A 24696-nucleotide genomic window follows, 5' to 3' on the forward strand; every position below is an offset into this window, starting at 1 on the left:
AAGCCGGCTGAAGGCCGTTTTGAGTGAAAGCGAATATGAGCTGTGCCTCTTGGTCAAGCTTGGCTTCGCACCTTCGCAGATAAGTCTGCTCACCGGCCGCAGCAGGTCTGACATAACCAACATACGAAAACGTCTATACAACAGAATTACAGGCAAGAATGGAACGTCTAAAGACTTCGACAGATACATAAAATCCTTATAACCAGCATGTTATAGAATGCAAATTATGACGTTTGTGAATTATTTGTGAAGTTTAATGCTTCAATAATCTTTGCAAAACATATCTGCTCAGGACTATTCAAAAAGCTAAATATAAACAGGTTTTAATAAATATAAAAATCAGACACGTTTGCGTAGGTATGCAAACGTGTCTGTGAATTTTTTGTGAATTCTGAGTTGTCTGAAAATTTGTTTCTTGTATAAAAATTCCGTTCCTTTGCGAAAGAAAATTCAAGAAAAGCAAATTAAATCATATTAATAAAGTCACAAAACGGTGCTTGACTGCGTACACAATACGGTTAAACTAAAAAATTTTAGATATATGAACAAAAAACGTTTACTATTATTTACGATAGTTCTTCTAAGTCTGGATTATTATGCAAAAGCCCAGACTGACTCGATAAAAAATTATAAACTCAACGAGGTTGTGGTTGAGGGTACACGCAACTATGCCATTGCAGATGGTGTGGTTTACATTCCGTCAAAGGAAGCGAAGCAGCATGCCATAAACATAAACGACCTGCTGGCAAGAATGATGGTGGCAGGACTTAGAGTTGATCTTGGTTCAAACAAAGTGGAAACAACTTATCAAGGTGAAGTGCATTTCTACATTGACGGCGTGGAGGCGCAAGACTGGGAGGTGAAAGCCCTGAGACCGAAAGACGTGCTGCACGTAGAATATCTCAAATCACCTGCAGATCCTAAATACAAGAATTATCAGGCAGTGGTAAACCTCGTGATGAAGAAATACAAATACGGAGGATATGTGCTCGGCGAGGTTAATCAGTCGTTCGTCTACAACAGCGGCAACTATGGAGCCGCGGCAAAAGTGAATACTGGCAAATGGACGCTTACGGGACTGGCCGAAGCCTACTACCGCAACGCTGACGACATAACGCACAACACCAGCACACAATACATATTCAGTAAGGACAACATAATAGACAAGCTGACAGAAGAAACGCAAAGAGAACACACAAAGATGTTCACAACAGCCGTAAACGCAAGATACATAAGCGACAAGCTGACCTTCACGGCATCGGCAGGATACAGATATGAAAGCACGCCGGTGAACAACAGCGACATAAACATAACCTATACAGGAAACAACGCGCCAGACAACGGCAAGGCTCTGACGGAAGCATCGTCGAAAGGCATGCTGCCATACATCAACACATACTTCCAGTTGTCAAAGTTGCCACGCAACTCAATGCTGTACGGCGCGGCATCGTTCTCTTACAACCACAATGACGCGTCTACTCTGTACACATTCGGCAGCCCGATATTCAATGCCACCGAGGAAGACGTGTATCTGCCTGACGTATGGATGTCATACGCCTTTCCGCTATACAAACAAAACTATATGACCGTAACGGCAGAATATAAATCGGAAATATTCAACACACTCTACACAGGAACGGACAACACACGACAGAAACTCATAAACAACTATGTCTATGCCAGAGTGAGATATAACCACAAATTCTCTGACAACTGGTCGGCAAGCGCACAGATAGAAGTGCCTGTAAACTTCTACAAGGTGAACGACGACGGTTATGACACCAAGCCATACGTAAACGGATTCGTCGTAATGAACGGCCGTATCGGAAAGAAACACTCTCTGTATGCATACGCGCAAATTATGCAGATGCCGATAACTCCTTCATTCTATAACACCGTGGTGCGACAGGACAACGAGATTGAAGGCACCAAGGGCAACGCCGGTCTGAAGCCTCAACGGTATGCCTCAGCCCTTATGTCGTATGCATGGATGCCAATAAACGGATTTTCGCTTAATGCCGATGTTATGTGGGAAGAGATAATGCACGACATTGTGCCCTTATGGCATGCGGAAAACGGACTTATGATTAAGGAGATCGTTAACAGCGGCAACTACGACATCATATCGGCATCGCTTACACCGTCGCTGTCGCTTGCCGGCGGAAAACTTAACATACAGGCAAAGCTGTATTACGCACACGAGATGCATTCGGGCATAAGGAATTTCTCGTTAAACAACTATGGCTTGTACCCATACGTAAGCTACAACATGAACAAGAATTTCTCAGTGTCGGCAGGATACGGCAAAAATTTCAACAAGGGATTTATGCGCGGCGGATACGGCACGACGGCGCAATTCAGCGATAACCTTAAGGTAAATCTGCAATACACAGCCGGAAACTTTTACGCAATGCTGTCTGTAAACTCCGTACTGAGAAAACACGGCTGGGTGAAGTCATGGTTTAACAGCGACAATTTGCACAGCAGCGAATATCTCTCGCGTCCGTGGGACGGAAGATACGTCAGCCTGACGATGCGCTACACACTCGACTTCGGCCGTAAGACTGATCATGGCAACAATGCAAGGTTTGAAGGCAGTGCAAAAACAAGCGTGCTGAAATAATAACAATGAAAATTGTCAAGGCGTAATGACAATACGATGGTTACGCTAAAACGGCTAATAGAAAAATGCCAAGACTAATTGTTCTTTCATTTACAAATGTCTGTGCCCCAAAAGGCATACTGTAATGCGATAAGCGAAGAAGCAGTATATGCCAACGCAGCACAGATAAACACTTCCGACTCGAGTCTGATACCAGGAGGGCTTACGGATGGAGAAGGCAATTTCTCTGATTAGCTTTGTTGGTTCATTTTAGTTGCACAGGCGGCGCATTAGTCTTTTAACGATAAAAAAGTCCGGAAACAACATGACTATTGTTCTGTCGGATATGCACGTGTTGTTGAGCGCAGCGAAAAATTCGACAGCATAAAGTATCAGAACCAACGGTCAGCGAAGCTAATCTTTGATCCGAAACTCATACCTATTAATAAAAAATAGAAAGCAAGCGGATTAAAATCCTTATATTTAATTCCGGCAGATTGCAAATCAGCCGACACATTAGCTTTGTTGGTTCAACTCAGTTTTACATACGGCATATTAGTTTTATAACTATAAAAACGTCAGAAAGCAACAAGACTATTGTTCTGTCGGATATGCTATCCGACAGCATTAAATATAAGGATCTGTGATCCGAAACTCATACCCATTAATCAAAAAATAGGAAGTAGGCGGATTAAAATCCTTATACTCAATTCCGGCAGATTATTTCTATTGATTGTCGGCTGCGCTCGGCATAACCAAATATAATTTGCTTCTGCTCTCGCCTGCACAACAATTGCAAATCTGCCGGAACATTAACTTTGTTGATTCAAATCAGTTGCACAAGCAGCGCATTAGTCTTGTTGATTCATATCGGTTACACGAGCGAATTCTTCACTTAAACATGCTCCTCTAACTCCTAAATGTCTTATTCTCTTTTTTCCAGGTATACATACTGTCTAATTTTTATACACCACTGTCCAAATATTAGACATGCATACGAATGGGATATTAGCCTATCTCTCTGATATACAACAAAATACGTTTTATGGCATGGTTTTGGTAATTATAATATCGTACAAATTATAAAATTGCCCATAAAAGCACAACCTTAGTATCTGCCGACAGGCGGTCTGGTTTAAGTTGCCGTATGCATACCGACAACAGACGAGATAATATGTAACCCATATCCTTCAAAAATACGACATGGGAAACAGTATGTAAAAATATTGACAGAAAGAACAATAAAATTATAAATATGAATAAACTTACAATACTAATCATCATGCTCCTTGCACTTACAAAGGCCTATGCACAGCAGATAAGCGGCAAGGTGATGAACGAAAAAGACATGCCAATGGAATATGCCAGCGTGGCACTGATAAACACAGCCGACTCGAGTCTGATATCAGGAGGGCTTACGGACGAAGAAGGCAAATTCGTTGTAAACGACACAACACACTGCAAGACTCTGGCCGTGAGAGTAACATCACTGGGCTATGAAACTGCCTATGCCGACATTCCGCTAAACGGAGCAATACGCATGCAGCCTCAGGCTAAGGCTCTTGAAGGCATAACAGTAACGGGAGTGAGAAAATTCATAAAGCACAACGCTTCAGGACTTACCATTGATATGGTAGGCAACCCGCTCGCCAAACTGCCGTCGGTCAATGACGCCATAAGAATGATGCCGATGATTGACGCAACAAGCGGTGGAATAGCAGTACTCGGAAAGGGAACGCCTGAAATATACATAAATAACAGACGCGTAAGGAACAGCGGCGAACTGAGCCAGCTGTCGCCGGAAAACATAAAGAGCATAGACATCATTACAGACCCGAGCGTTAAATACGGCTCAAGCGTAACGTCGGTGATAATAATACACACCAAGAAACGCGACGATGGCCTGGCAGGAGTTATAACAGGCTCCGGAACAATGTCTGAAGTTGCATCGGGAAACGTAAACGCCGACTTTTCGTATGTCTTGAAGAACGGATTAGGATTCTTTGTCGGAGGCTCTGTTGCCGACAGCGGATTCAAACAGGACAGGACATATGACGAGAAATTCAACAACAACCAAAATTATACATTAACAGAAGGCAAATATAACAGCCGCAGCAAATCAATGAACCTGCAGGCAGGAAGCAGCTTTGATTTCGGAGAAAGCAATTCGGCAGGAGTAAGATACGAATTTTCGCGAACACCGTCAAGCAAATACAACACGGACAGCAACATAAAGACCAACGCTGACGGACAGGAAAGCAGCATTGCTTCGGCAAACGAATCGTTATCGCAGAGCATGCAGCATTATCTTAACGGATATGCCACGATTAAGTTCGGCGCAAAAAAGAACTTTGAGATTACGGCTGACGCCGACTACCTGTACGGAGAAAGCAAAAACAATCAGAACACCACCGAGGACTGCAAAGGGATATACAGCATTGTGAACACCTCAAACAGGGCATCGTATCATCTGATTGCCACAAAGGCAAACTTAAACATGGCTTTCGGTAAACTTTCAATTGACGTGGGAGGCGAATATTCGTACACGTCAGACAGGACTGATTTTGGCAGCATTATTGACGGCACAGGCTCACAGGCAAACGACTTTATTAAACAGAATCTTGCAGCCGGATATGTCAACGCAACATACAGACCGCTTAACAACCTGACGCTGACAGCCGGAATGAGAGCTGAAGCGACAGACTTCACTTACTATAAAAACGGAGAACGAATAGACGGTCAGTCAAAGTCGTACACCGACTGGCTGCCGAGGTTCACAATCTGCTATGCCGTAAAAGACCTGAGAATAGGACTTTCGTACAACACCAACGTATACAGACCGAGCTATTCCATGCTAAACAACAATTCGACATACGTGTCGCATACGTCATGGGAGACAGGCAACCCGCTGCTGATCTCATCGACACCACACAATATAAACCTGAGCATGGCATGGAAACAGACCATGCTTAACGTAACATATATAAGAATGAAAAGACAGACAGAGTATGTCTACATGCATATGCCTGACTATAACCTCAACATACGCAAGCCGATAAACCTGCCTGACTTCAACAAACTAAACATAGTGCTGTCGCACAGCATGGATATCGGCTTCTGGCATCCTATGATACAAGGCCAGCTCGCCATCTGTGACTTAAAATACGGCTCGCCCGAAGAGAGCTACAACAAGCCCATAGGAAGCATAAGCCTTCAGAACCGTTTCGACCTGCCTTGGGGGATATATGCATACCTTACGGGATGGTGGTCGAGCAAAGGCAATAACAACACTTATTATATGTACGACAACGCCTCGGTGTATGTTTATTTGTTGAAAAGCGTAGGCAACTGGTCGTTCTCTCTTTTGGCAAACGACATCTTCGGCACACAGAAGCAAAAGCATCTCACACGCACAAACGGAGTTGACGTAACTGAATACCGTAAAGGTGCTTCGCAACTGATACAACTGTCTGTAACCTACTCGTTCAACAGTAAAAACAAAAAGAAATATAAAGGTAAGGGAACCGGCAGTTCTGAGCTTAACAGATTCTGACAAGTATTTGTTTTAACAATATATAAAACGATGAAAAACTTTAAGATATGCCTTCAGTACGACACGATGCAGTGCAGCATAGCATGCCTGCGCATGATATGCAGCCATTATGGGCAGAATACGGCTTCGACAGATCCCCGGAAAGACAAAGTTGGCATATGGATGCCAAAAGCCCAAAATGCATCATGATCTTTCATCATTTAACATAAAATACAACCGACATATATAATATTATGTATAGATGGTGTAAACATAAAATAAAAAAGCGTGAACAGAGAAATGTTCACGCTTTTTATAGAAGTATGTATTTTCTGATTTTACTTAGCGTATGCCACGCTTCTTGTTTCACGGATAACAGTGATCTTAACCTGTCCCGGATAAGTCATCTCGTTCTGAATCTTAGTTGCTATCTCACCAGACAGATTCTCTGTTTCCTTATCGTCCATCTTATCCGCACCGACGATTACGCGCAACTCGCGGCCAGCCTGAATGGCGTATGTCTTTGTAACGCCCGGATAACTCATAGCAATAGCCTCAAGATCATTAAGACGTTTGATATAAGCCTCAACAATTTCGCGGCGTGCGCCAGGACGGGCTCCACTGATAGCATCGCAGACCTGAACGATAGGAGCGAGCAGTGTGTTCATCTCTATCTCGTCGTGGTGAGCGCCAATGGCATTAACGATATCCGGCTTTTCCTTATATTTTTCAGCAATCTTTGCACCATAAAGAGCATGCGGCAGTTCGCTCTCCTCGTCAGGCACCTTACCTATATCGTGCAACAATCCGGCACGTTTAGCCTTCTTAGGATTAAGACCAAGCTCAGAAGCCATTACAGCACAGAGGTTGGCTGTCTCACGGGCATGCTGCAAGAGGTTCTGACCATAGCTTGAACGATACTTCATCTTACCGATGATACGTATAAGTTCAGGATGCAGACCATGTATACCAAGGTCGATGGCTGTACGCTTACCTGTCTCGATAATCTCGTTGTCGAGCTGCTTCTTAACCTTAGCAACTACTTCCTCGATACGTGCCGGGTGGATACGTCCGTCAGTAACAAGCTGATGAAGAGCCAGACGGCAAACCTCACGGCGAACAGGATCGAAAGCAGAAATGACAATAGCCTCAGGAGTGTCGTCGACAACAATCTCAACACCTGTTGCTGCTTCAAGAGCTCTGATGTTACGTCCTTCACGGCCGATGATACGTCCTTTCACTTCATCGTTGTCGATATGGAACACGCTGACAGAGTTTTCTATCGCGGTTTCAGTGGCAACGCGCTGTATTGTCTGTATAACGATTTTCTTAGCCTGAGCATTGGCGTTAAGCTTAGCCTCGTCCATAATCTCGTTGATATAGCTTGCAGCATCTGTACGGGCTTCGTCTTTCAGACTCTCAACAAGACGGTTCTTTGCCTCTTCTGCGCTGAGACCGGAAAGTTCCTCAAGCTTTGCACGCTCCTGAAGCTGCATCTTATCGAGTTCCTCCTGCTTAATCTGCAAAAGTTTCTTTTCATTATCAACACGCTGCTGCTGCTGATCTACGTCCTGCTTTCTGCGGCCCAGTTCTTCCTGACGCTGATTCAAAGAGAGCTCTCTCTGCTTCAGGCGGTTCTCGCTCTGCTGAATTTTCTGGTTACGGCTCTGCACCTCCTTTTCGAGTTCAGACTTTTTATTAAGAAAAATCTCCTTAACCTCGAGCTTCTTCTTTTCCTTCAACACTTCAGCTTCTTTTTGAGCTGCAGAAATCATTTCATTATATTTCCCGGTAAGAACATACCTGAATATAAAATATCCGCATAGTCCACCCAAAACAAGTGCTACGACGGCAATAATAATATTTAATATCATTTGTTTATTTTAATAATGTTAATATTCTCACTTTTATTTTTTATCCGTAGCTGCACGCATGCCTGTATCAGACACGCCAAGAGCATCTTCAATCTCATTGGTTATCTTTGTGAGAATATCGTCATAGGGTGCTGTGTCGTTGTTAGTTTTTTCAAACTCCAGATTCAGTGCGATATTAATCATCGCCATATACAAGATTTCTTTCTCGCTTTTAGTTGACCTAAAGCGTTCTGAATATGTATTTACCGTTTCTGTTATAAGCTTGGCCGCATTACGATAAAAAGGCTCTTCTTCCGGTATTATATTATAAACCGGTATCTCTGTATCATAAACGTGCAGTCTTATATTTAATTTATCTTTTCCTTCAGCCATCACTACGTCACTATTCCTCACTAAGCAGCGTGATACATTTATTAACCTCACGTATAAGGCCTGACAGTCTGCGCTTTGCCGACTCAATGTCGCCGTCAGATATCTCCATCATTTTGGCCATCTTGAGGCTATCGTAGTCTTTCTGTGCCTGTTCCAAAGTTGATTTCAGACGCTTCATTTCCTCCTCCTGTGCATCAAGCATCGCATAAAGCTCCTCGTTTTCTTTCTTCAATTGGTTGTACTGAAGAATCAACTGCCTTACACGTGTGGTAAACAGCGTCATTATTTTATCATTGTCAGCCATCACAAAAAGTTTTGCCTACAAATTTAGCACAAATTTATCAACTTGCAAAATTTATTCATCCGATTTTACATAAATCAACAAATTATGCCATAACGAGACTGCGGAGGCAAACTCATTACGGCATATAAGCAGACTTACTATTTCGAATTATTTTTCAAGTTGTCATCATCAGCGGGACGCGGTTCCTTCTTAGCCAGCATTACGACCTGGAACACAAAATCGGTTATCCATTTTTCGCTGAAGCCCAACCGCTTATCGTAATTACGGATGGCTACCACCGTCTTCATGACGCCCATATCCTTAAAGTCGTTCTTATGGAAAATGTCAGCTACGGTCTTTTCGGTCATTCCATATATAGCCTTTTTCATGAACGAAGGCATACGAAGCTTAAACTTCATCAGATTACCCATAAGCATCATGAGATCTTGAGTAAAATTCTGGAACTGGATAAGATATGTCTGCACGTCCTGTATCTTACGGCAATTCTTACGGATGCTTTGGTCAACTTCCTTGAAGAAGTCATCTTCTGTATTATACAAGTCCTTAAGCATCTTTTTACAATGCTTTTTCTCCCCCACTCCAAGTTTGTTGTTCAATGTCGGAACGTGAAGAGTGGTTTTGAACATTCTCAGGTCAGGAAGCATCGCCAGATTAGTTATGCCGGCATTTTCAGCGATTGCAGCCTGAAGATAGACACGCACAAGTGTCATATAATCTTCCATGCCTCCAGTCTTATGTTCTTCTTTATTGCTTTTTCCAAATAATTTACTTAAAAATCCCATGTCTTTAATCAATCTAATTTAAACTAACGAGCCATGAACAATATCACGGCAATTAAAATATAAATGCAAAATTACATCAAATACATCAAAAATCAAAATAAAATTTGATTATTATCAACTTTTATTATACCTTTGCAAAGCATATGCGATTATTGCAATTGATGTATAATTTTTTAAACAACATCACAAAGACCTGACAAAACAGGCATTCAACAGGTTAAGTATTATTTAATTTAACAGCAAAACAAGATGAAAGGTATTGTATTGGCCGGTGGTTCTGGCACACGTTTATATCCAATCACTAAAGGTATCAGCAAGCAATTGATACCAATTTTTGACAAGCCGATGATATATTATCCCATTTCAGTACTTATGCTTTCTGGCATAAAAGACATTCTGATAATATCAACACCACACGACCTGCCTGGATTCAAAAGACTGCTAGGAGACGGCTCCGACTATGGCGTACATTTCGAATACGCCGAACAGCCTTCGCCTGATGGACTTGCACAGGCATTTATCATCGGCGAGGAATTTATCGGCGACGACAGCGTATGCCTTGTATTAGGCGACAACATTTTTCACGGAGCAGGATTTTCTGCGATGTTGCACGCAAGTGTCGAAGAGGCAGAGAAGAACGGAAACGCAACTGTATTCGGATACTATGTCAACGATCCGGAACGTTACGGAGTGGCTGAATTTGACAAGAACGGCAACTGTCTCAGCATAGAGGAAAAGCCTGAAAATCCGAAGAGCAACTATGCCGTTGTCGGCTTATATTTCTACCCAAACAGCGTTGTTGAGATTGCAAAGAACATCAAGCCAAGCAAACGAGGCGAACTGGAAATAACATCTGTCAACCAAGAATACCTCAGACGACAGACTCTGAAAGTTCAAACACTTCAAAGAGGATTCGCATGGCTCGACACAGGCACACACGACAGTCTGAGCGAGGCGTCAACTTTCATTGAGGTTATAGAGAAACGTCAAGGTCTGAAAATTGCATGCCTTGAAGAGATTGCATTCAAACAAGGTTGGATTGACTCTGAGAAACTTAAAGAAGTTGCTCAGCCCATGTTGAAAAATGAATACGGAAAATACCTTATAAGTTTAATAGGATAACAAACAAATAAACTAGGATAAAAATAAATGAACGAATTAAAAAACAACCAAGAAGTTCAGGAATTTGCAGAAGAGCAATCTTCCTTCAACTTCCAAACCATTTACAAGGCGTTTATACTTAATTGGAAATGGTTTATTTTATCTATACTGATATGTGTTGGCATTGGTTTTCTTTACCTGCGCTACACTACACCGGTATACAACACAATAGCTAAGTTGCTGATTAAGGACGACGACAACAGCCGACGCTCTGGACGAGGAGGCCTTCAGGCACTGGAGAGTATGTCTAACCTTGGTATTATAAGCAACAACTATGGTATAGAGAATGAGCAGGAAATCCTGACATCAACCACTGTTGCCGAACAAGCTGTACGCGACTTAAAATTATACGTCAATTATTATCTAAAGGGGCATGTAAAAGACCAGCTTATATACAAAGAGCAGCCAATAAATGTTGACATGGATTTTGCCCACATGGATAAGCTGAATGCTCCGGTCAAACTAAAAATTACAAGAAAAGACAATGGCTACATTGTCAAAGGTACATATTATATCCCAGAAAACGAGGTTGCTTTTGACGGTCCTTACGAAATAGAAAAGACAATAGATGGCATACCTGCCGTAATACGTACAAAAGTCGGAATTATCACATTGACTGCAAACGGGCGTTATAAGCTTGAAGACGGAGAATCAGAAATTGCTATATTAAATTCACCCCGTATTGCTGCATATAAATATGTCAAGAGCTTATCCGTTGAACAGACATCAAAGACGTCTTCTGTATTGAGCCTGCAGCTTCAGGATCAGGACATAAGCCGCAGTATGGATTATCTGCGCCAGCTTGTGGTTTGCTATAACAGACAAGCCAACGAAGACAAGAACGAAATAGCCGTACGTACAGAAGAGTTCATCAATGAACGTCTGGCAAAAATCAATGCTGAACTTAGTTCGACAGATGGCGAACTCGAAGATTACAAGAAGCGCAACAGGCTGATGGAGCTAAAACTGGATGCCACCACGACATCGACAAACACTTCTGTATACGAGCAGAAGCTCAATGAGGCAAACACTCAGATATCTCTGATAACCAGCCTTATCAACTTTGCCAACCGTCCCGGTAACAGGCATCAGGTTTTGCCGTCAAATGTAGGACTTCAAGACGAAGCGTCAACATCGCTTATCAATGAATACAACAAGATAGCCCTCGAACGCAACAGACTGCTTCGCACGGCTTCAGAAAACAGCCCGGTGGTAATAGAGCTGACATCACAACTCGATGACATGCAGGCAAGCATACATCAGGCTCTGCAGCAGGCAAAGAAGAGCCTCACAATACAACGTGACGCCATACAGATGCAGCTGGGCCAATACAGCGGTGAAGTAACCAAAGCCCCTGAACAGGAGCGTATACTGACTCAGATCGGAAGACAGCAGGAAGTAAAATCAGGACTCTATCTTATGCTATTGCAGAAACGTGAAGAGAACTCCATCTCATTAGCAGCAACAGCAGACAAAGGAAAACTTATCGAAATGCCGCAGTACGCCGGCAAGGTTAGCCCGAAGGGCAGCATAATAATGCTTATAGCCCTCATAATGGGTATAGCCATTCCGTCTCTGATTTTATACGTAATTAATTTCTTCAGATACAGAATTGAAGGCCATGAAGATGTTGCAAGCCTTACCAAGCTGCCAATCATTGCAGACATTGTCGTAGCAAGCGAAACAGCAAAGACAAGGGCAGACATTGTCGTACACGAGAACCAGAACAACCAGATGGAGGAAATATTCCGCTCTATGCGTACGAATATTCAGTTTATGCTGAAAGAAAAGCAAAACGTAATAATGTTTACGTCTTCAACATCCGGCGAAGGAAAGACATTTACAGCAGCCAACCTGGCCGTAAGTTTTGCACTTCTCGGCAAGAAAGTAATCCTCATTGGTCTTGATATCCGTAAGCCAAGATTGGCAGAATTGTTTAAGATAAACAATCACAATAACGGTATCACGCCATTGCTTACAATGACGAATCCGGAATGGAGCGATGTTAAAAAACAAATCGTACCTTCAGAGATTAACAATAACCTCGATCTTCTGATGGCTGGTCCTATTCCTCCCAACCCGGCAGAACTTGTTTCTCGCCCTGCACTTGAACAGGTGCTCAACTTGCTCAGAGAGAACTACGACTATGTATTGGTAGACACGGCTCCGGTCGGACTGGTAACAGATACGCTGCAGATTGGCAAGCATGCAGACATCTGTATCTACATGTGCCGTGCAGACTACACTCCGAAAGCCAGCTTCGGCATGATAAACGAACTGGCTGCAGAGAACAAGTTGCCAAATCTGTGCATCGCTATCAACGGCATAGACCTTTCAGACAAGAAGTATGGCTATTATTATGGATATGGCAAATACGGCAAGTATGGCAAATACGGACATTACGGCAAGGGTAAGGCGTATGGCTCATACGGCAACTATGGCGATTATTCTAACAGCCATTACGGCAACAAAAACGACACATCTGTAAAAAGATAACAACTGACTAAAAGTATACGGCGGCTTTCTCGTCAGAAAGTTTCCGTATACTTTTAAACATTTATATTCAATTACTTATAAAGTTATTCATATTTAGCATTATTTTTTTGAAATAGAATTATGACTATTGCAGTAGACTTTGACGGCACAATTGTTGAACACAGATATCCTGAAATTGGCCAGGAGATTCCGTTTGCGACAGATACTCTTAAAATGTTGATTGCTGATCATCACAAGCTCATATTATGGTCTGTACGCGAAGGCGAACTGCTCGACGAGGCCGTACAATGGTGCAAGGACCGCGGAGTGGAATTTTATGCTGTTAATAAAGACTATCCTGAAGAACAAGGCACGTCAAACAACAACCACTACTCACGCAAGCTTAAAGCTGACATGTTTATTGACGACCGCAATATAGGAGGCCTGCCTGATTGGGGAACAATATACAGAATGATAAAAGAAAACAAGACATATAAAGACATCATGATGGAACGCCAGGGCCATGTTTCATATGATGAAAGACCAAAGAAAAAACATTGGTGGCAATTTTAATCAAAAGATATAAATAAAAGCATTGCGCAAAAAGCGTGATGCTTTTTTTTTAGCTCCCTATCCCGAAATTATTTAATTCGATGTAATAATACATCGGATTATCCGTAAAAAACCATTTGTTTTCAATGAAAAACTGGGCCACTTTTGATGCAAAAGTGGCCCAGTTACGACTCAAAAACAATAGGTTAATGATTTAAAACCAATACACGTCGTTTTGCTTACACATTTCACAGAATCTCACTATAGCGCCAACGATTTACAATCACAAACAGGCTCTCTGCTTTCGATTTTTTGCATTCAAAATTAGCGCTGCTTATAAAAGTGCCATAATGACTGCTAAACAAAACGGGCAAAGAATAATACTATGCAAAATTTTGTTTACCTATGTCCCAATATTCTTTTAATCATATTTCACCAGATATCCTTATAACTAAGCTGTAAGCCATATTCAGTCCAGCAAGCAAACATCAACCTATTTTCCTGAATACAAAACGGACAATCAAAAAGTTTGTCGGTATTGCAATACAATAAACAGGCACAGGCGCAAGCTCCTTGCTCACACCAAGCCAAAGGAATAGATTAAGCAGTCCGATCTGCAGGAAATAGTTGAAAAGATGAGCTCCTCCAAAGCCAAAACCATTTTTAACCGACTTCTTCTTACGGAACGTAAACTTTGCCGACAATAGATAGTTTACCACAAAACTCAGAAAATATCCTATGGTATAAGCAACATTTACGTCGATTACACTTTGCAAAAGCCAATATATGCCATAATGCAGGGCCGTGGCAATAACGCCTACGATGCCAAAACGTATTATCTCAAAAAAAGTTTCACGACTTAACAGCATAATTTATAATATTCTATTCTGCAAAGGTAATGCAAAGCTGAAACAAAACCAAATATTTGAAAAACGATTAACAGCACGTGCTACATGCGGCGCAATATACGTGGAAACTGATATGCAAAAATCAGCGTACATAGTATTGCTGCAGTTGCATCAGATATTCCCTCGGCTGCATAAACGCCCATCACGCCCATATACTTAGGCAACAGCAAAGCCAAAGGTATGAGCAATATAACTTTGCGGAGCAAGGCGATAAAGACAGAAACCTTAGCCTGTCCCAGGGCTACAAACATATTCTGGCACGTGCGCTGCAGCCCAAAAATGGTCATACCGCACAAGAATACGGGCATGGCCCGGCATACCGTACTGATAAGAGCTTCGTCGGTTGTAAAGGCTGCTGCCACCAAAGACGGAAACAGAACCATGAACAGCACAAGTACGAAATTAAACGTAAACATTATTGCCAGCACAATCTTGAAGCATTCCTTTACACGGTTTCTGTCTCCGTGGCCATAGTTGTAGCTGACAATAGGCACAAAGCCCTGCGCAAAGCCTGCAAGGGGAACGCTAACTACAAGCATGGCGCTCTGCATTATGGCCAAAGCACTGACATTAATGTCGCCGAACTTTTCAAGGCTGCTGTTAAGAACAAAACCAACGAGGCTCTCCGTACTTGCCATAATGAACGGCGACACACCCAAAGCCAGAATGTGAGAAATCACGTTTCTGTCAGGGCGCATATACCTGAACTCCAATCTGAGTGAAGCACGCTTTGACGTTAGAAAACTTACTATCCACAACGCGCTGCATGCCTGCGATATAACAGTAGCCAAGGCCGCGCCCCTGACGCCCATGCCCATCACAAAGATAAAAATAGGGTCAAGTATTATGTTAAGAACGGCGCCTATCAGCACCGAATACATCGCTATCGCCGGACGTCCCTGAGTGTTTATAAACGTGTTAAGTCCTACGGACGTTTCAACAAACAGTGTGCCTAAAAGATAAATTGAAAGATAATCTTTTGCGTAACCTACTGTATTTTCAGACGCGCCGGTAAACATCAGCAACGGCTCCATGAAGAGATATGTAAGAGTAGTGGTCAGAAGCGTAAAAATAAGCAACAGGACAAAACCGTTACCCAAGGTCTGCCCTGCCCTCTTTCTGTCGCCCTGACCGAGGGCTATGGCAGCCAACGGAGCACCGCCGCCACTGACTATTGCCGAAAACGCAGAAATAAGTATTATTATGGCCCCCGTAACACCGATACCAGCCAGCGCGTCCGTGCCGATGCCCGGAATGTGACCGATATATATCCTGTCGACCAGATTATACAACAGATTAACAATCTGAGCTGCCACCGACGGCATAGCCATGCGCAGCACAAGAGGCAACATCCTGTCTGTACCCAAACGCTCTTCGTATGCCGTATTATTTATATTTGCCTTACCCATAAATTACCTTAAAAACTCTAACCTGTAACATTATTCATGCCGAAACCAAGATGCAGACATCAAGCAAGATTGCTGCATCGATGATTTCAAGGTGCAAAATTACACAATATTCATAAAACGGCGTATCTAAAACAAATGTTATTTCCCGCCAAGGCAAAATGATATACAATATGCGAAATCTTAGCAACAGTCAAAAGACATTTGACTACAATATATATAGGTAAAAAATCAGATCGTCCTGACATAACGGCACATACAAGCCGCCCTTATTATAAAAGGAAATATCAGTCATAAACAGAAAATACTCTAAAAGGCGAAATGATTTTTATAAGCGCGAGCCGCTGCTTTCATAATAAATGTTAACGTCAGTTTATAATCTGGCAGGCAAAACGTTATAACACTAAACAAGGAAAATATATGGAGCAGACAGAGTTCGAACAAATAGCAAAATCAACAAGAGCAAAAGCTGTGGCTACAGCCCTTGCCCTCTCTATGAGCATGGATGAAGCCGAAGACATTGCTCAAGACGTGATGCTAAAGCTCTGGACATTGCGCAACGACATAAGCAGCAAGACTGACGCCGAGAAACTGGCCGTATGCATTGCACGCAACAAGGCAATAGACGTACACCGCAAAAGGCCTCAGCAGCCACTGGACAGCCACAGCAACATAGCCGACAGCAAGGCTCCGGCCCCGGACGTCTGTGTTGAAATAAAAGAAGACCACAACTGGCTGATGAAACGGGTGGCCGAACTGCCTCCGAAGGAATATCAGATACTAAAGCTGAGGCAGGTTGAACATAAAAGCAACGAGGAAATAGCCAAGCTGCTCGGCATGGAAAAGACCTCGGTGGCAACTCTACTATCAAGGGCTAGAATGAAAATACTGAAAGAATTTCAAAAAAGGGCTGGAATATAACACTATGAATAAAGAAATAGAACAACTCATAAAGCGATTCATGGACGGACAGACTACGGTTGACGAAGAAAACCGCATAGCTGAATATCTCCGCACACATGAAGTGGAAGACGAATGGAAGCCATACAAAGATATGTTCGGATGGTTTGACGACGGAATGCCATTGCAATCCAACGGACATAAACATACGGCAAAAAACAGGAGTAAAGCCATAACGGTGGCTATGCTCATGGCAGCAGCCGCAGCAATAGTAGCATTGGTTATGATAGTGCGTCCTGGTACTCAGGACATTATGCCAGAACAACAAACAGTAAACGCAGCCGGCAAATTGGCGACAGAAGAAAATATCATATCATCCAAAGATACTCTGGCCATTGACTCTATGAAGAAAGAGGCCGTAAAGCCAAATAAGAAAAAGAGCAGAATAAAGAGAAGGGTCTACAAAGTGATGCCGCCAAAGACATATCTCGCAAAGGCTGAGCGCGACTCGATAAATGTTGTAGCCGACCAAATGGCTGAAGAAAAGCTGCGCCAGATATGTTTCGAACAAGAACAAAAAATAAGAGAGATATACGACCTGTATAACAGACAGGATATAAAGATAGAACTTATTATGGCCACCCTCGAAGAAGGTATTGACTATGAAACAGAAGAAAACGAATATTATTAAAAAACATACCATTATGAAGACATATAGATATTTTGCCACAACAGCAGCGTGCATAATAATGTCGCTTGGTGCCCATGCCCAAAAGAATATAGACAATGCCATTGATGACTTTGTGAACAATAAGAATTATGAGGAATACATAAAGAAAGAAGTTACAATGGAGCAAAACGGCGTAAAAGACAAATCTTACTGCTATTCATATACTTTTGAGCTTCCGTCAAATAAGTCGAAAGCCTTAAACAGCATACACTCTGCATTCAACAAAGAGGCATCAAATGCCTATAATTTGGCAAAAAGATCAAGCGGAATAAGCGATGCAACACTGATGAGAGTAAGCTATGGCCGCAATCTTGACAAAGAGATTTTGTTCGGAAAACATATTGACCATAACTATGATGTTATGTTGTTTCATGACAGCAACGACAGTCTTTACAGATACGTTTATGCCATAGTATGGAAGGAGAAAGTAAAAGAAGACAAAGTATGGGGAATAATATATAAGATATACGGAAAAGACCCACAGAAAGTGAATCGCCCTGCCACAAGAACAATTATTACCATGAAAGACAACGGCGATATAGTTACTATTAATGACAACGGACATATTATAACACATAAATCAGGACAATCGTCATCGTACAACAATAATAAAGATTTTTCAAATATAACAATCCACACAAGCGATGACGCAATAAAAACTGACATGGACTTTCTGAAAAGATTCGGAAATCTAAGGGTTGCATATTATGCCGTTCTGGAGGAAGGCGGGTCAAACAAGCTCACTATCTGCACGGGAATTGTAAACAAAATATTGGAACTATGCAAGTCATACGGCAGCCTGCTCAACGAAAGCGAGAAGGTGACATGTATGGACAGCATAAAGGAAATGCAAAAGCGCAGCAAAGACAATTATCTCAAAGCGCTGCTCAACGAAGCAATTAACGAACTGAAATAATCATAATACTCGCTCTAAAATAAAAAATCTTTAAGATTAAAACAAGTCAAAACAAAGCATTCCGTCCTTGTCTTGCCAATGGCTGAAGACAAGGGCGGAACTTTTTATATAATGGCTTCAGCTACTTTTATCCTCTGCCATATTCAATTAACACGAATAGCCAAAACAGCTTGAGTATTTAATCCATAGGCAAAATATTTTATCGCATTATCCATATGGCAGAATATTATAGTAACCGGTCAAACATTTGTAACAGTCAATACATAAAACTCAAAAATAAAATATAAAATGACAGGGCAAAATGTATATTTATGACTAAAATTACTATCTTTGCAGATATATACCTGCCGCATATAACCGTTTGACATCTGATGCGGTGAACTTTTATATAAAAACAAACAAGGAATAACAATGTGTGGAATAGTTGGATATATAGGTTTCAGAGATGCTTATCCCATTCTTATACAAGGACTTAAGCGCCTTGAATACCGAGGATACGACTCTGCCGGAGTTGCACTTATAAACAACGAAGGAGTTATGAACGTTTATAAGGAAAAAGGCAAGGTAAGTAATCTTGAAGCCCTGACATCACAAAGAGATATTTCAGGACAAATTGGCATTGCTCACACAAGATGGGCTACTCATGGCGAACCATCAGCCATAAACGCACATCCACACGTGTCTCAGAGCGGACGTCTTGCCCTTGTCCATAACGGAATTATTGAGAATTATAGCAATCTGAAAATCCTTCTCGAAAAAGAAGGATACACCTTCAAGAGTTCAACAGACACAGAAGTGCTGGTTCAGCTCATTGAATATATGCAAAAAAAATACGACAAGAGCCTTGAAAACGCCACTATCATGGCGCTGCGAATGGTTGTCGGAGCTTATGCCATTGCCGTTATCGACAAGAACTGTCCCGACAAAATTGTCGTTGCAAGAAAGAGCAGCCCTCTCGTAATAGGCATCGGGGCCGATCATAAAGAGTTCTTTATTGCATCTGATGCCCTGCCGATTGTTGAATATACCAAACAGATGGTTTATCTCAACGACAACGAAGTGGCACTGCTGAAAATCGGAAAGAAAATAGAGATAAACAATCTTAACTACGAAGACATAACGCCTGAGGTTAAAGAAGTGAACATTAGTCTCGAGTCGCTTGAGAAAGGCGGATTTGAACATTTCATGCTGAAAGAGATCTATGATCAGCCGAGATGTATGGCCGACTGCATGAGAGGACGCCTACTGCTCAACGAAAAGCGAATTGTACTAAGTACCATAAACATGCACCGCGAACGCCTGATGAAAGCCGAAAGATTCATTATCGTGGCATGCGGTACTTCATGGCACGCAGGCCTTATCGGCAAACAGCTCATTGAGCAATGGGCCAATATTCCAGTTGAAGTAGAATACGCTTCTGAATTCCGCTACCGCAACCCCGTAATATCACCGGACGATGTTGTGATTGCCATATCACAAAGCGGCGAGACAGCCGACACGCTTGCAGCATTCCAGCTCGCCAAAGAGAACAAAGCCATGTGTTTCGGCATAGTCAATGTTGTCGGATCTAGCATAGCCAGGGCATCTGACACAGGCATATACATACACGTAGGTCCGGAGATTGGAGTAGCCTCAACTAAGGCTTTCACAGGCCAGGTTACGGTTCTGACACTTTTTGCCTTGGCTCTCGGACACGAACGGGGCACAATCTCAAAAGAAGAGTATGAAAGCACTATCGAAGAGCTTGGAAACATACCAGAAAAGATAAAAAGCGTTTTAGCAAAAGACGAAGAGATCAAAGACATTGCACGCTCACTGACTTATGCAGAAAATGCCTTATACATGGGGCGCGGATTCAATTATCCGGTAGCACTCGAAGGCGCTCTGAAACTAAAGGAAATAAGCTACATACATGCAGAAGGCTACCCTGCAGCCGAAATGAAGCATGGTCCGATAGCTCTTATTGACGAAAACATGCCCGTGGTATTTGTGGCAACCCACCATCAACTGTACAAAAAAATCATCAGCAACATAGAGGAAGTAAAAGCAAGAAACGGCCGCATCATTGCCGTCGTAACGGAAGGCGACGAGGCCGTAAAAGAAATTGCAGAAGCAACGATAGAAGTTCCTTCTACGTTAGCCTCGCTGGCCCCACTTCTTTCTGCCATTCCTCTTCAGCTTATAGCATATCACGTGGCTGTTGAAAAAGGACTGAACGTAGATCAGCCACGAAATCTCGCAAAGTCTGTTACCGTAGAATAACATGACTTTAAAATTTACAGACATGTCATAACGACAACCTCTATAATATAAAACTTGGAGAAATAATTTAAAATTTAGTAACAACAAGCAAAAGATTAAGGTAAAAGACATGGAAAAGAAAGATTTAAGGATAATATTTATGGGTACTCCGGAGTTTGCCGTTGAAACTCTTCAGGCACTCGTTGAAGGCGGCTACAATGTTGTAGCTGTAGTAACCCAGCCGGACAAGCCGGTAGGCAGACACCAAGACACGCTCCAGGCTCCTGCCGTAAAACAATATGCGTTGTCAAAAGGCCTGCCAGTTTTGCAGCCTGTAAAAATGAAAGACCCGCTGTTTATCGAAGAACTTAAAAAGTATAACGCTGATATTCAGGTTGTAGTAGCCTTCCGCATGTTGCCGGAGGTTGTATGGAACATGCCTAAATACGGAACATTCAACGTGCATGCAGCCCTGCTGCCGCAATACCGCGGTGCAGCTCCTATAAACTGGGCTGTCATAAACGGTGAAAAACAAACCGGAGTAACGACATTCTTCCTAGACCATGACATTGATACAGGAAGAATAATCATGCAAGAACCATTCGAGATAAAAGAAGATTATAATGCCGAGGATGTGTATAATGGGCTTATGCATCTTGGGGCAGGAATTGCAATCAAGACCATAGACAAAATAATTGAAGGCAACGGACATGTAGATTCCATGCCGCAGGAGGAAATGATAAAGACCGGAGAAGAGATGCATAATGCACCCAAGATATTTAAAGAAACCTGCTTTATCAATTGGGAACAGACAGCCAACAGTCTTTACGACTTCATACGCGGTATGGCGCCATATCCTGGAGCATGGACAAACATGACCGAAAAAAACGGCAAGAAAAACGTATTGAAGATATTCAAGTCAACAAAGACAATGATTCCATGCAACGGCAAGAAAGAAGGAACAATAATGGTGTTCAACGGAAAATTCTTAGTTGCCACAAAGAATGCATGGCTTCAGCTCGATGAAATACAGCTTAGCGGCAAGAAGCGCATGAATGCCAACATGTTCCTCAACGGTTTCAGAAACATTGAAGAATACACATTGGGATAATTCTTTTGCTGTAATTCTTATTATTCACAAACTCACGTGATATTAAACAAAAATCCATACATACTATTAGTATATGTATGGATTTTTGTCTATTGTAGGCATTATATTTCGCACAAGGCACATGTGCATAAAACAAAGGGTATACCGACAGTCAGCCTTGATTATGTTTAATCATTTTGCCATAAGGTGAGGCTATGCCTGACAGCATGCATCAGCACGTCATTTTCTTGTTTCACCATTTTTTCAACTTCACTCCATCTTGGATCAGACGTAATCTTGGGATTCTGTCTTGCTGCATTAATCTGCATTCTCATCATATTCCATTTTGAGAACTTATTTCCCATAAACATAATAAGCCACTGAGGAACACTTGCGTCTATAACAATATTTCCGTCACCGTCTTCCATCTGCTTATTCAGTTCTTCGCCAATACGCATCATTTCATCACCAAAATCATCACAAGAAATCTTACCATCGGCAAATTTTGCCAAAACAGATACCGCCCGCAGTTCAATACTATCAACCATGCCGTTGCCTTCATCTGCAGGACAAATATCATATAAATGTTCGTAACTCATAACGTTAATGTACAAAAATTATTATTTCATCATTCTCTTCTTAATAAACATATCTTCTCCTGCCGACATTATCACCTTCTTTTTTTCTCTTCTCGACAGTCCCTTTGTGTCAAGATTATAAGGTTTATTGCGCTCTATATATTCTTCCACCTTGCATATTATACGTGCCGGATTGCCACCGACAACCACTCCAGAAGGAACAGAATGGCAGACAACACTGCCTGCAGCAATAAGCACATCACTGCCAATAGTTACTCCGGGCATGATGAGCGAATTGTTGCCGATATACACATTATCGCCTATCTCAACTTTTCCGAAACAATCAAACTTTGGATAAATTGTACGGGCAACCTTACTTCCGCCATGAGTGAAAATCTTAACGTCAGCCGTTATCTGACAGTTGGAACCGATCTTTATCAGATAAGGCTCGGCAGAAGACCAAAAACATGAAGCAAAAGAATTGTTCTCACCAAAAACGACACCAGCCTTCTCTGCAAGTTTTTCAACAGAAGAGCGTTTGTGTCTACGGAAGAAAGGAAAATGCATGATATAGATTTTAAAGGTTAACGGCGTGAAATAACCGGAAACGTCTGTATGCATTCACGGAATTTCACGCCTATATTTGAATATTAAAATTCACTAGTAAAATGGAATCTGATATGCTTAAAGTCCTGCTGTGCCATCTGCAAGACATAACCTGAATCAGCCAGGAACACATCGCGGCCGTCCTTATCTTTAGCCATATACTGATATTTGCGTTTCTTGAATGCATCAAGCTCTGCAGGATCGTCAGAGTCTATCCAGCATGCCTTATACAGATGAACCGGCTCCCAACGGCATTTTGCGTTATACTCATTTTCAAGTCTGTATTGTATAACCTCAAACTGCAGCTGTCCTACCGTGCCGATTATCTTTCGGCCGTTAAACTGATTAACGAACATCTGCGCCACGCCCTCATCCATAAGCTGGTCTACACCTTTGTTGAGCTGCTTGCTCTTCATCGGGTCGTCATTCTCTATATACTTGAACATTTCAGGAGAGAAAGACGGCAATCCTCTGAAATGCAATATTTCTCCGTCTGTCAGCGTATCACCTATCTTGAAGATGCCATTGTCGGGCAAGCCTACAATATCACCAGGATACGCCTCGTCGATAGTACTCTTGCGCTGCGCCATAAACTGCGTCGGCGACGAAAAGCGGAGAGTTTTTCCCTGACGTACATGCAGATAAGGATGATTGCGCTCAAACTTACCGCTGCAGACCTTACAGAAAGCGATGCAAGAACGATGGTTGGGGTCGATGTTTGCTGTAATCTTAAAGATAAAGCCTGTAAACTTAGCCTCATCAGGCGAAACCATACGCTCCTCAGCCTTGACAGGCTTAGGACTCGGAGCTATCTTAACGAAACAATTCAACAGTTCCTGCACACCGAAGTTGTTCAGAGCACTACCGAAAAACACAGGAGCAACTTCTGCATTGCGGTAGTCATCTACATTGAACTCAGGATATACACCCTCAACCAGCTCAAGATCTTCACGAAGCTTGCTTGCGTCAGCCTCACCGATATGCTGTTCAAGTTCCTCGCTGTTAACGTCAACTTCAACTTTCTCTGTCACGCGCTGCTTGTCGGGTGTAAACAGGTCGAGTTTCTCCTCATATATATTATATACGCCCTTGAACTTCGCGCCCTGGTTTATCGGCCACGACAAAGGTCTTACATGTATCTCAAGTTCCTGTTCAAGCTCATCAAGAAGGTCGAACGGGTCACGTCCCTCACGGTCCATCTTGTTGATGAATATTATAACGGGCGTGTTGCGCATACGGCACACATTCATCAGCTTTCTGGTCTGAGCCTCAACACCTTTTGCTCCGTCGACAACAATGATAGCCGAATCAACAGCAGTAAGCGTGCGGTAAGTGTCCTCAGCAAAGTCCTGGTGACCTGGTGTGTCAAGAATGTTCACCTTATAACCTTCATAATCAAACTCCATAACCGAAGTAGAAACAGAAATACCACGCTGCTTCTCTATATCCATCCAGTCTGAAGTTGCCGTCTTGCGTATCTTGTTGTTCTTTACGGCTCCTGCCACCTGTATCTGTCCTCCAAAGAGCAGGAACTTCTCCGTAAGCGTAGTCTTACCGGCATCAGGGTGCGAAATTATGGCAAACGTTCTTCTTCTTTCAATCTCGTTATTCATATACTTTTATCTTGTAATTGGAAAATAAGCACGAGACGATTTTCCGGCTGCAAC

20 protein-coding genes and 1 pseudogene are annotated in these 24696 nt (G+C 42.4%); 12 read left to right on the top strand and 9 right to left on the bottom strand.

Annotated features, from left to right (window positions below):
* The 4 genes and pseudogenes from QVO66_RS03075 to QVO66_RS03090 form a co-directional block, all read left to right on the top strand.
* A pseudogene (locus QVO66_RS03075) lies at positions 1-202 on the top strand (hypothetical protein); the annotation flags it as partial.
* Positions 203-541: 339 nt separating this feature from the next.
* Positions 542-2623, top strand: coding sequence for a hypothetical protein (locus QVO66_RS03080; protein WP_021853932.1), 2082 nt, complete (start codon positions 542-544; stop codon positions 2621-2623).
* Between the two features lie 1234 nt (positions 2624-3857).
* Positions 3858-6155 (top strand): TonB-dependent receptor domain-containing protein, encoded by a 2298-nt coding sequence (locus tag QVO66_RS03085; RefSeq protein WP_021853933.1) that lies wholly within the window; start codon positions 3858-3860, stop codon positions 6153-6155.
* A gap of 30 nt (positions 6156-6185) precedes the next feature.
* The gene (locus QVO66_RS03090; RefSeq protein ID WP_021853934.1) at positions 6186-6344 is read left to right on the top strand and encodes a cysteine peptidase family C39 domain-containing protein; all 159 of its coding nucleotides are present in this window, start codon (positions 6186-6188) and stop codon (positions 6342-6344) included.
* 128 nt (positions 6345-6472) lie between these two features.
* Here QVO66_RS03090 and rny read toward each other — a convergent pair whose 3' ends face one another.
* The 4 genes from rny to QVO66_RS03110 form a co-directional block, all read right to left on the bottom strand.
* A complete protein-coding gene (gene rny, locus QVO66_RS03095) occupies positions 6473-8008 on the bottom strand; it encodes a ribonuclease Y (RefSeq protein ID WP_021853935.1) in 1536 nt (511 codons plus the stop codon).
* Positions 8009-8041: 33 nt separating this feature from the next.
* Positions 8042-8380: a cell division protein ZapA gene (locus QVO66_RS03100; protein WP_021853936.1), complete on the bottom strand. Its 339-nt coding sequence runs from the start codon at positions 8378-8380 to the stop codon at positions 8042-8044.
* A gap of 10 nt (positions 8381-8390) precedes the next feature.
* On the bottom strand, positions 8391-8684 hold the full coding sequence (locus QVO66_RS03105; protein WP_021853937.1) for a hypothetical protein: 294 nt from the start codon (positions 8682-8684) through the stop codon (positions 8391-8393).
* Positions 8685-8821: 137 nt separating this feature from the next.
* Positions 8822-9466: a hypothetical protein gene (locus QVO66_RS03110; RefSeq protein ID WP_021853938.1), complete on the bottom strand. Its 645-nt coding sequence runs from the start codon at positions 9464-9466 to the stop codon at positions 8822-8824.
* A gap of 249 nt (positions 9467-9715) precedes the next feature.
* Between QVO66_RS03110 and rfbA the strand changes: the two genes are divergently transcribed.
* The 3 genes from rfbA to QVO66_RS03125 all read left to right on the top strand — a co-directional run bounded on the left by rfbA (position 9716) and on the right by QVO66_RS03125 (position 13675).
* A complete protein-coding gene (rfbA, locus tag QVO66_RS03115; protein ID WP_021853939.1) occupies positions 9716-10588 on the top strand; it encodes a glucose-1-phosphate thymidylyltransferase RfbA in 873 nt (290 codons plus the stop codon).
* Positions 10589-10615: 27 nt separating this feature from the next.
* Complete coding sequence (locus QVO66_RS03120; protein WP_021853940.1) at positions 10616-13123, top strand: GumC family protein; 2508 nt, start codon at positions 10616-10618, stop codon at positions 13121-13123.
* A gap of 120 nt (positions 13124-13243) precedes the next feature.
* A complete protein-coding gene (locus QVO66_RS03125) occupies positions 13244-13675 on the top strand; it encodes a BT0820 family HAD-type phosphatase (protein ID WP_021853941.1) in 432 nt (143 codons plus the stop codon).
* 467 nt (positions 13676-14142) lie between these two features.
* Here QVO66_RS03125 and QVO66_RS03130 read toward each other — a convergent pair whose 3' ends face one another.
* On the bottom strand, positions 14143-14523 hold the full coding sequence (locus QVO66_RS03130) for a GtrA family protein (RefSeq protein WP_021853942.1): 381 nt from the start codon (positions 14521-14523) through the stop codon (positions 14143-14145).
* Positions 14524-14603: 80 nt separating this feature from the next.
* Positions 14604-15971, bottom strand: coding sequence for an MATE family efflux transporter (locus tag QVO66_RS03135; RefSeq protein ID WP_021853943.1), 1368 nt, complete (start codon positions 15969-15971; stop codon positions 14604-14606).
* A 417-nt stretch (positions 15972-16388) separates the two neighbouring features.
* Here QVO66_RS03135 and QVO66_RS03140 point away from each other — a divergent pair, with 417 nt between their 5' ends.
* The 5 genes from QVO66_RS03140 (at position 16389) to fmt (ending at position 21866) form a co-directional block, all read left to right on the top strand.
* Complete coding sequence (locus QVO66_RS03140) at positions 16389-16889, top strand: RNA polymerase sigma factor (RefSeq protein WP_021853944.1); 501 nt, start codon at positions 16389-16391, stop codon at positions 16887-16889.
* 4 nt (positions 16890-16893) lie between these two features.
* Complete coding sequence (locus tag QVO66_RS03145) at positions 16894-17559, top strand: hypothetical protein (protein ID WP_288172512.1); 666 nt, start codon at positions 16894-16896, stop codon at positions 17557-17559.
* A 13-nt stretch (positions 17560-17572) separates the two neighbouring features.
* Positions 17573-18514: a hypothetical protein gene (locus QVO66_RS03150; RefSeq protein ID WP_021853946.1), complete on the top strand. Its 942-nt coding sequence runs from the start codon at positions 17573-17575 to the stop codon at positions 18512-18514.
* 411 nt (positions 18515-18925) lie between these two features.
* The gene (gene glmS / locus QVO66_RS03155) at positions 18926-20776 is read left to right on the top strand and encodes a glutamine--fructose-6-phosphate transaminase (isomerizing) (protein WP_021853948.1); all 1851 of its coding nucleotides are present in this window, start codon (positions 18926-18928) and stop codon (positions 20774-20776) included.
* Positions 20777-20885: 109 nt separating this feature from the next.
* Complete coding sequence (gene fmt / locus QVO66_RS03160) at positions 20886-21866, top strand: methionyl-tRNA formyltransferase (RefSeq protein ID WP_021853949.1); 981 nt, start codon at positions 20886-20888, stop codon at positions 21864-21866.
* A gap of 167 nt (positions 21867-22033) precedes the next feature.
* Here the strand turns inward: fmt and QVO66_RS03165 are convergent, their stop codons facing one another.
* The 3 genes from QVO66_RS03165 to QVO66_RS03175 form a co-directional block, all read right to left on the bottom strand.
* Complete coding sequence (locus tag QVO66_RS03165) at positions 22034-22444, bottom strand: hypothetical protein (RefSeq protein ID WP_021853950.1); 411 nt, start codon at positions 22442-22444, stop codon at positions 22034-22036.
* 21 nt (positions 22445-22465) lie between these two features.
* Entirely contained in the window at positions 22466-22990 is a 525-nt protein-coding gene (locus QVO66_RS03170; protein WP_021853951.1) for an acyltransferase, read from the bottom strand.
* A gap of 83 nt (positions 22991-23073) precedes the next feature.
* Positions 23074-24642, bottom strand: a complete 1569-nt coding sequence (locus tag QVO66_RS03175) for a peptide chain release factor 3 (protein WP_021853952.1) — start codon at positions 24640-24642, stop codon at positions 23074-23076.
* Positions 24643-24696: the final 54 nt, after the last annotated feature.

The sequence above is a fragment of the Prevotella sp. CAG:255 genome (genome assembly GCF_000431195.1).
GTDB lineage: Bacteria > Bacteroidota > Bacteroidia > Bacteroidales > Bacteroidaceae > Prevotella > Prevotella rara.

What these genes read in the sequence shown, in the direction of transcription:
- QVO66_RS03080 (WP_021853932.1), top strand. Translation starts at nt 542, where the DNA reads ATGAACAAAAAACGTTTACTATTATTTACGATAGTTCTTCTAAGTCTG.
- QVO66_RS03085 (WP_021853933.1), top strand. Translation starts at nt 3,858, where the DNA reads ATGAATAAACTTACAATACTAATCATCATGCTCCTTGCACTTACAAAG.
- QVO66_RS03090 (WP_021853934.1), top strand. Translation starts at nt 6,186, where the DNA reads ATGAAAAACTTTAAGATATGCCTTCAGTACGACACGATGCAGTGCAGC.
- rny (WP_021853935.1), bottom strand. Translation starts at nt 8,008, where the DNA reads ATGATATTAAATATTATTATTGCCGTCGTAGCACTTGTTTTGGGTGGA.
- QVO66_RS03100 (WP_021853936.1), bottom strand. Translation starts at nt 8,380, where the DNA reads ATGGCTGAAGGAAAAGATAAATTAAATATAAGACTGCACGTTTATGAT.
- QVO66_RS03105 (WP_021853937.1), bottom strand. Translation starts at nt 8,684, where the DNA reads ATGGCTGACAATGATAAAATAATGACGCTGTTTACCACACGTGTAAGG.
- QVO66_RS03110 (WP_021853938.1), bottom strand. Translation starts at nt 9,466, where the DNA reads ATGGGATTTTTAAGTAAATTATTTGGAAAAAGCAATAAAGAAGAACAT.
- rfbA (WP_021853939.1), top strand. Translation starts at nt 9,716, where the DNA reads ATGAAAGGTATTGTATTGGCCGGTGGTTCTGGCACACGTTTATATCCA.
- QVO66_RS03120 (WP_021853940.1), top strand. Translation starts at nt 10,616, where the DNA reads ATGAACGAATTAAAAAACAACCAAGAAGTTCAGGAATTTGCAGAAGAG.
- QVO66_RS03125 (WP_021853941.1), top strand. Translation starts at nt 13,244, where the DNA reads ATGACTATTGCAGTAGACTTTGACGGCACAATTGTTGAACACAGATAT.
- QVO66_RS03130 (WP_021853942.1), bottom strand. Translation starts at nt 14,523, where the DNA reads ATGCTGTTAAGTCGTGAAACTTTTTTTGAGATAATACGTTTTGGCATC.
- QVO66_RS03135 (WP_021853943.1), bottom strand. Translation starts at nt 15,971, where the DNA reads ATGGGTAAGGCAAATATAAATAATACGGCATACGAAGAGCGTTTGGGT.
- QVO66_RS03140 (WP_021853944.1), top strand. Translation starts at nt 16,389, where the DNA reads ATGGAGCAGACAGAGTTCGAACAAATAGCAAAATCAACAAGAGCAAAA.
- QVO66_RS03145 (WP_288172512.1), top strand. Translation starts at nt 16,894, where the DNA reads ATGAATAAAGAAATAGAACAACTCATAAAGCGATTCATGGACGGACAG.
- QVO66_RS03150 (WP_021853946.1), top strand. Translation starts at nt 17,573, where the DNA reads ATGAAGACATATAGATATTTTGCCACAACAGCAGCGTGCATAATAATG.
- glmS (WP_021853948.1), top strand. Translation starts at nt 18,926, where the DNA reads ATGTGTGGAATAGTTGGATATATAGGTTTCAGAGATGCTTATCCCATT.
- fmt (WP_021853949.1), top strand. Translation starts at nt 20,886, where the DNA reads ATGGAAAAGAAAGATTTAAGGATAATATTTATGGGTACTCCGGAGTTT.
- QVO66_RS03165 (WP_021853950.1), bottom strand. Translation starts at nt 22,444, where the DNA reads ATGAGTTACGAACATTTATATGATATTTGTCCTGCAGATGAAGGCAAC.
- QVO66_RS03170 (WP_021853951.1), bottom strand. Translation starts at nt 22,990, where the DNA reads ATGCATTTTCCTTTCTTCCGTAGACACAAACGCTCTTCTGTTGAAAAA.
- QVO66_RS03175 (WP_021853952.1), bottom strand. Translation starts at nt 24,642, where the DNA reads ATGAATAACGAGATTGAAAGAAGAAGAACGTTTGCCATAATTTCGCAC.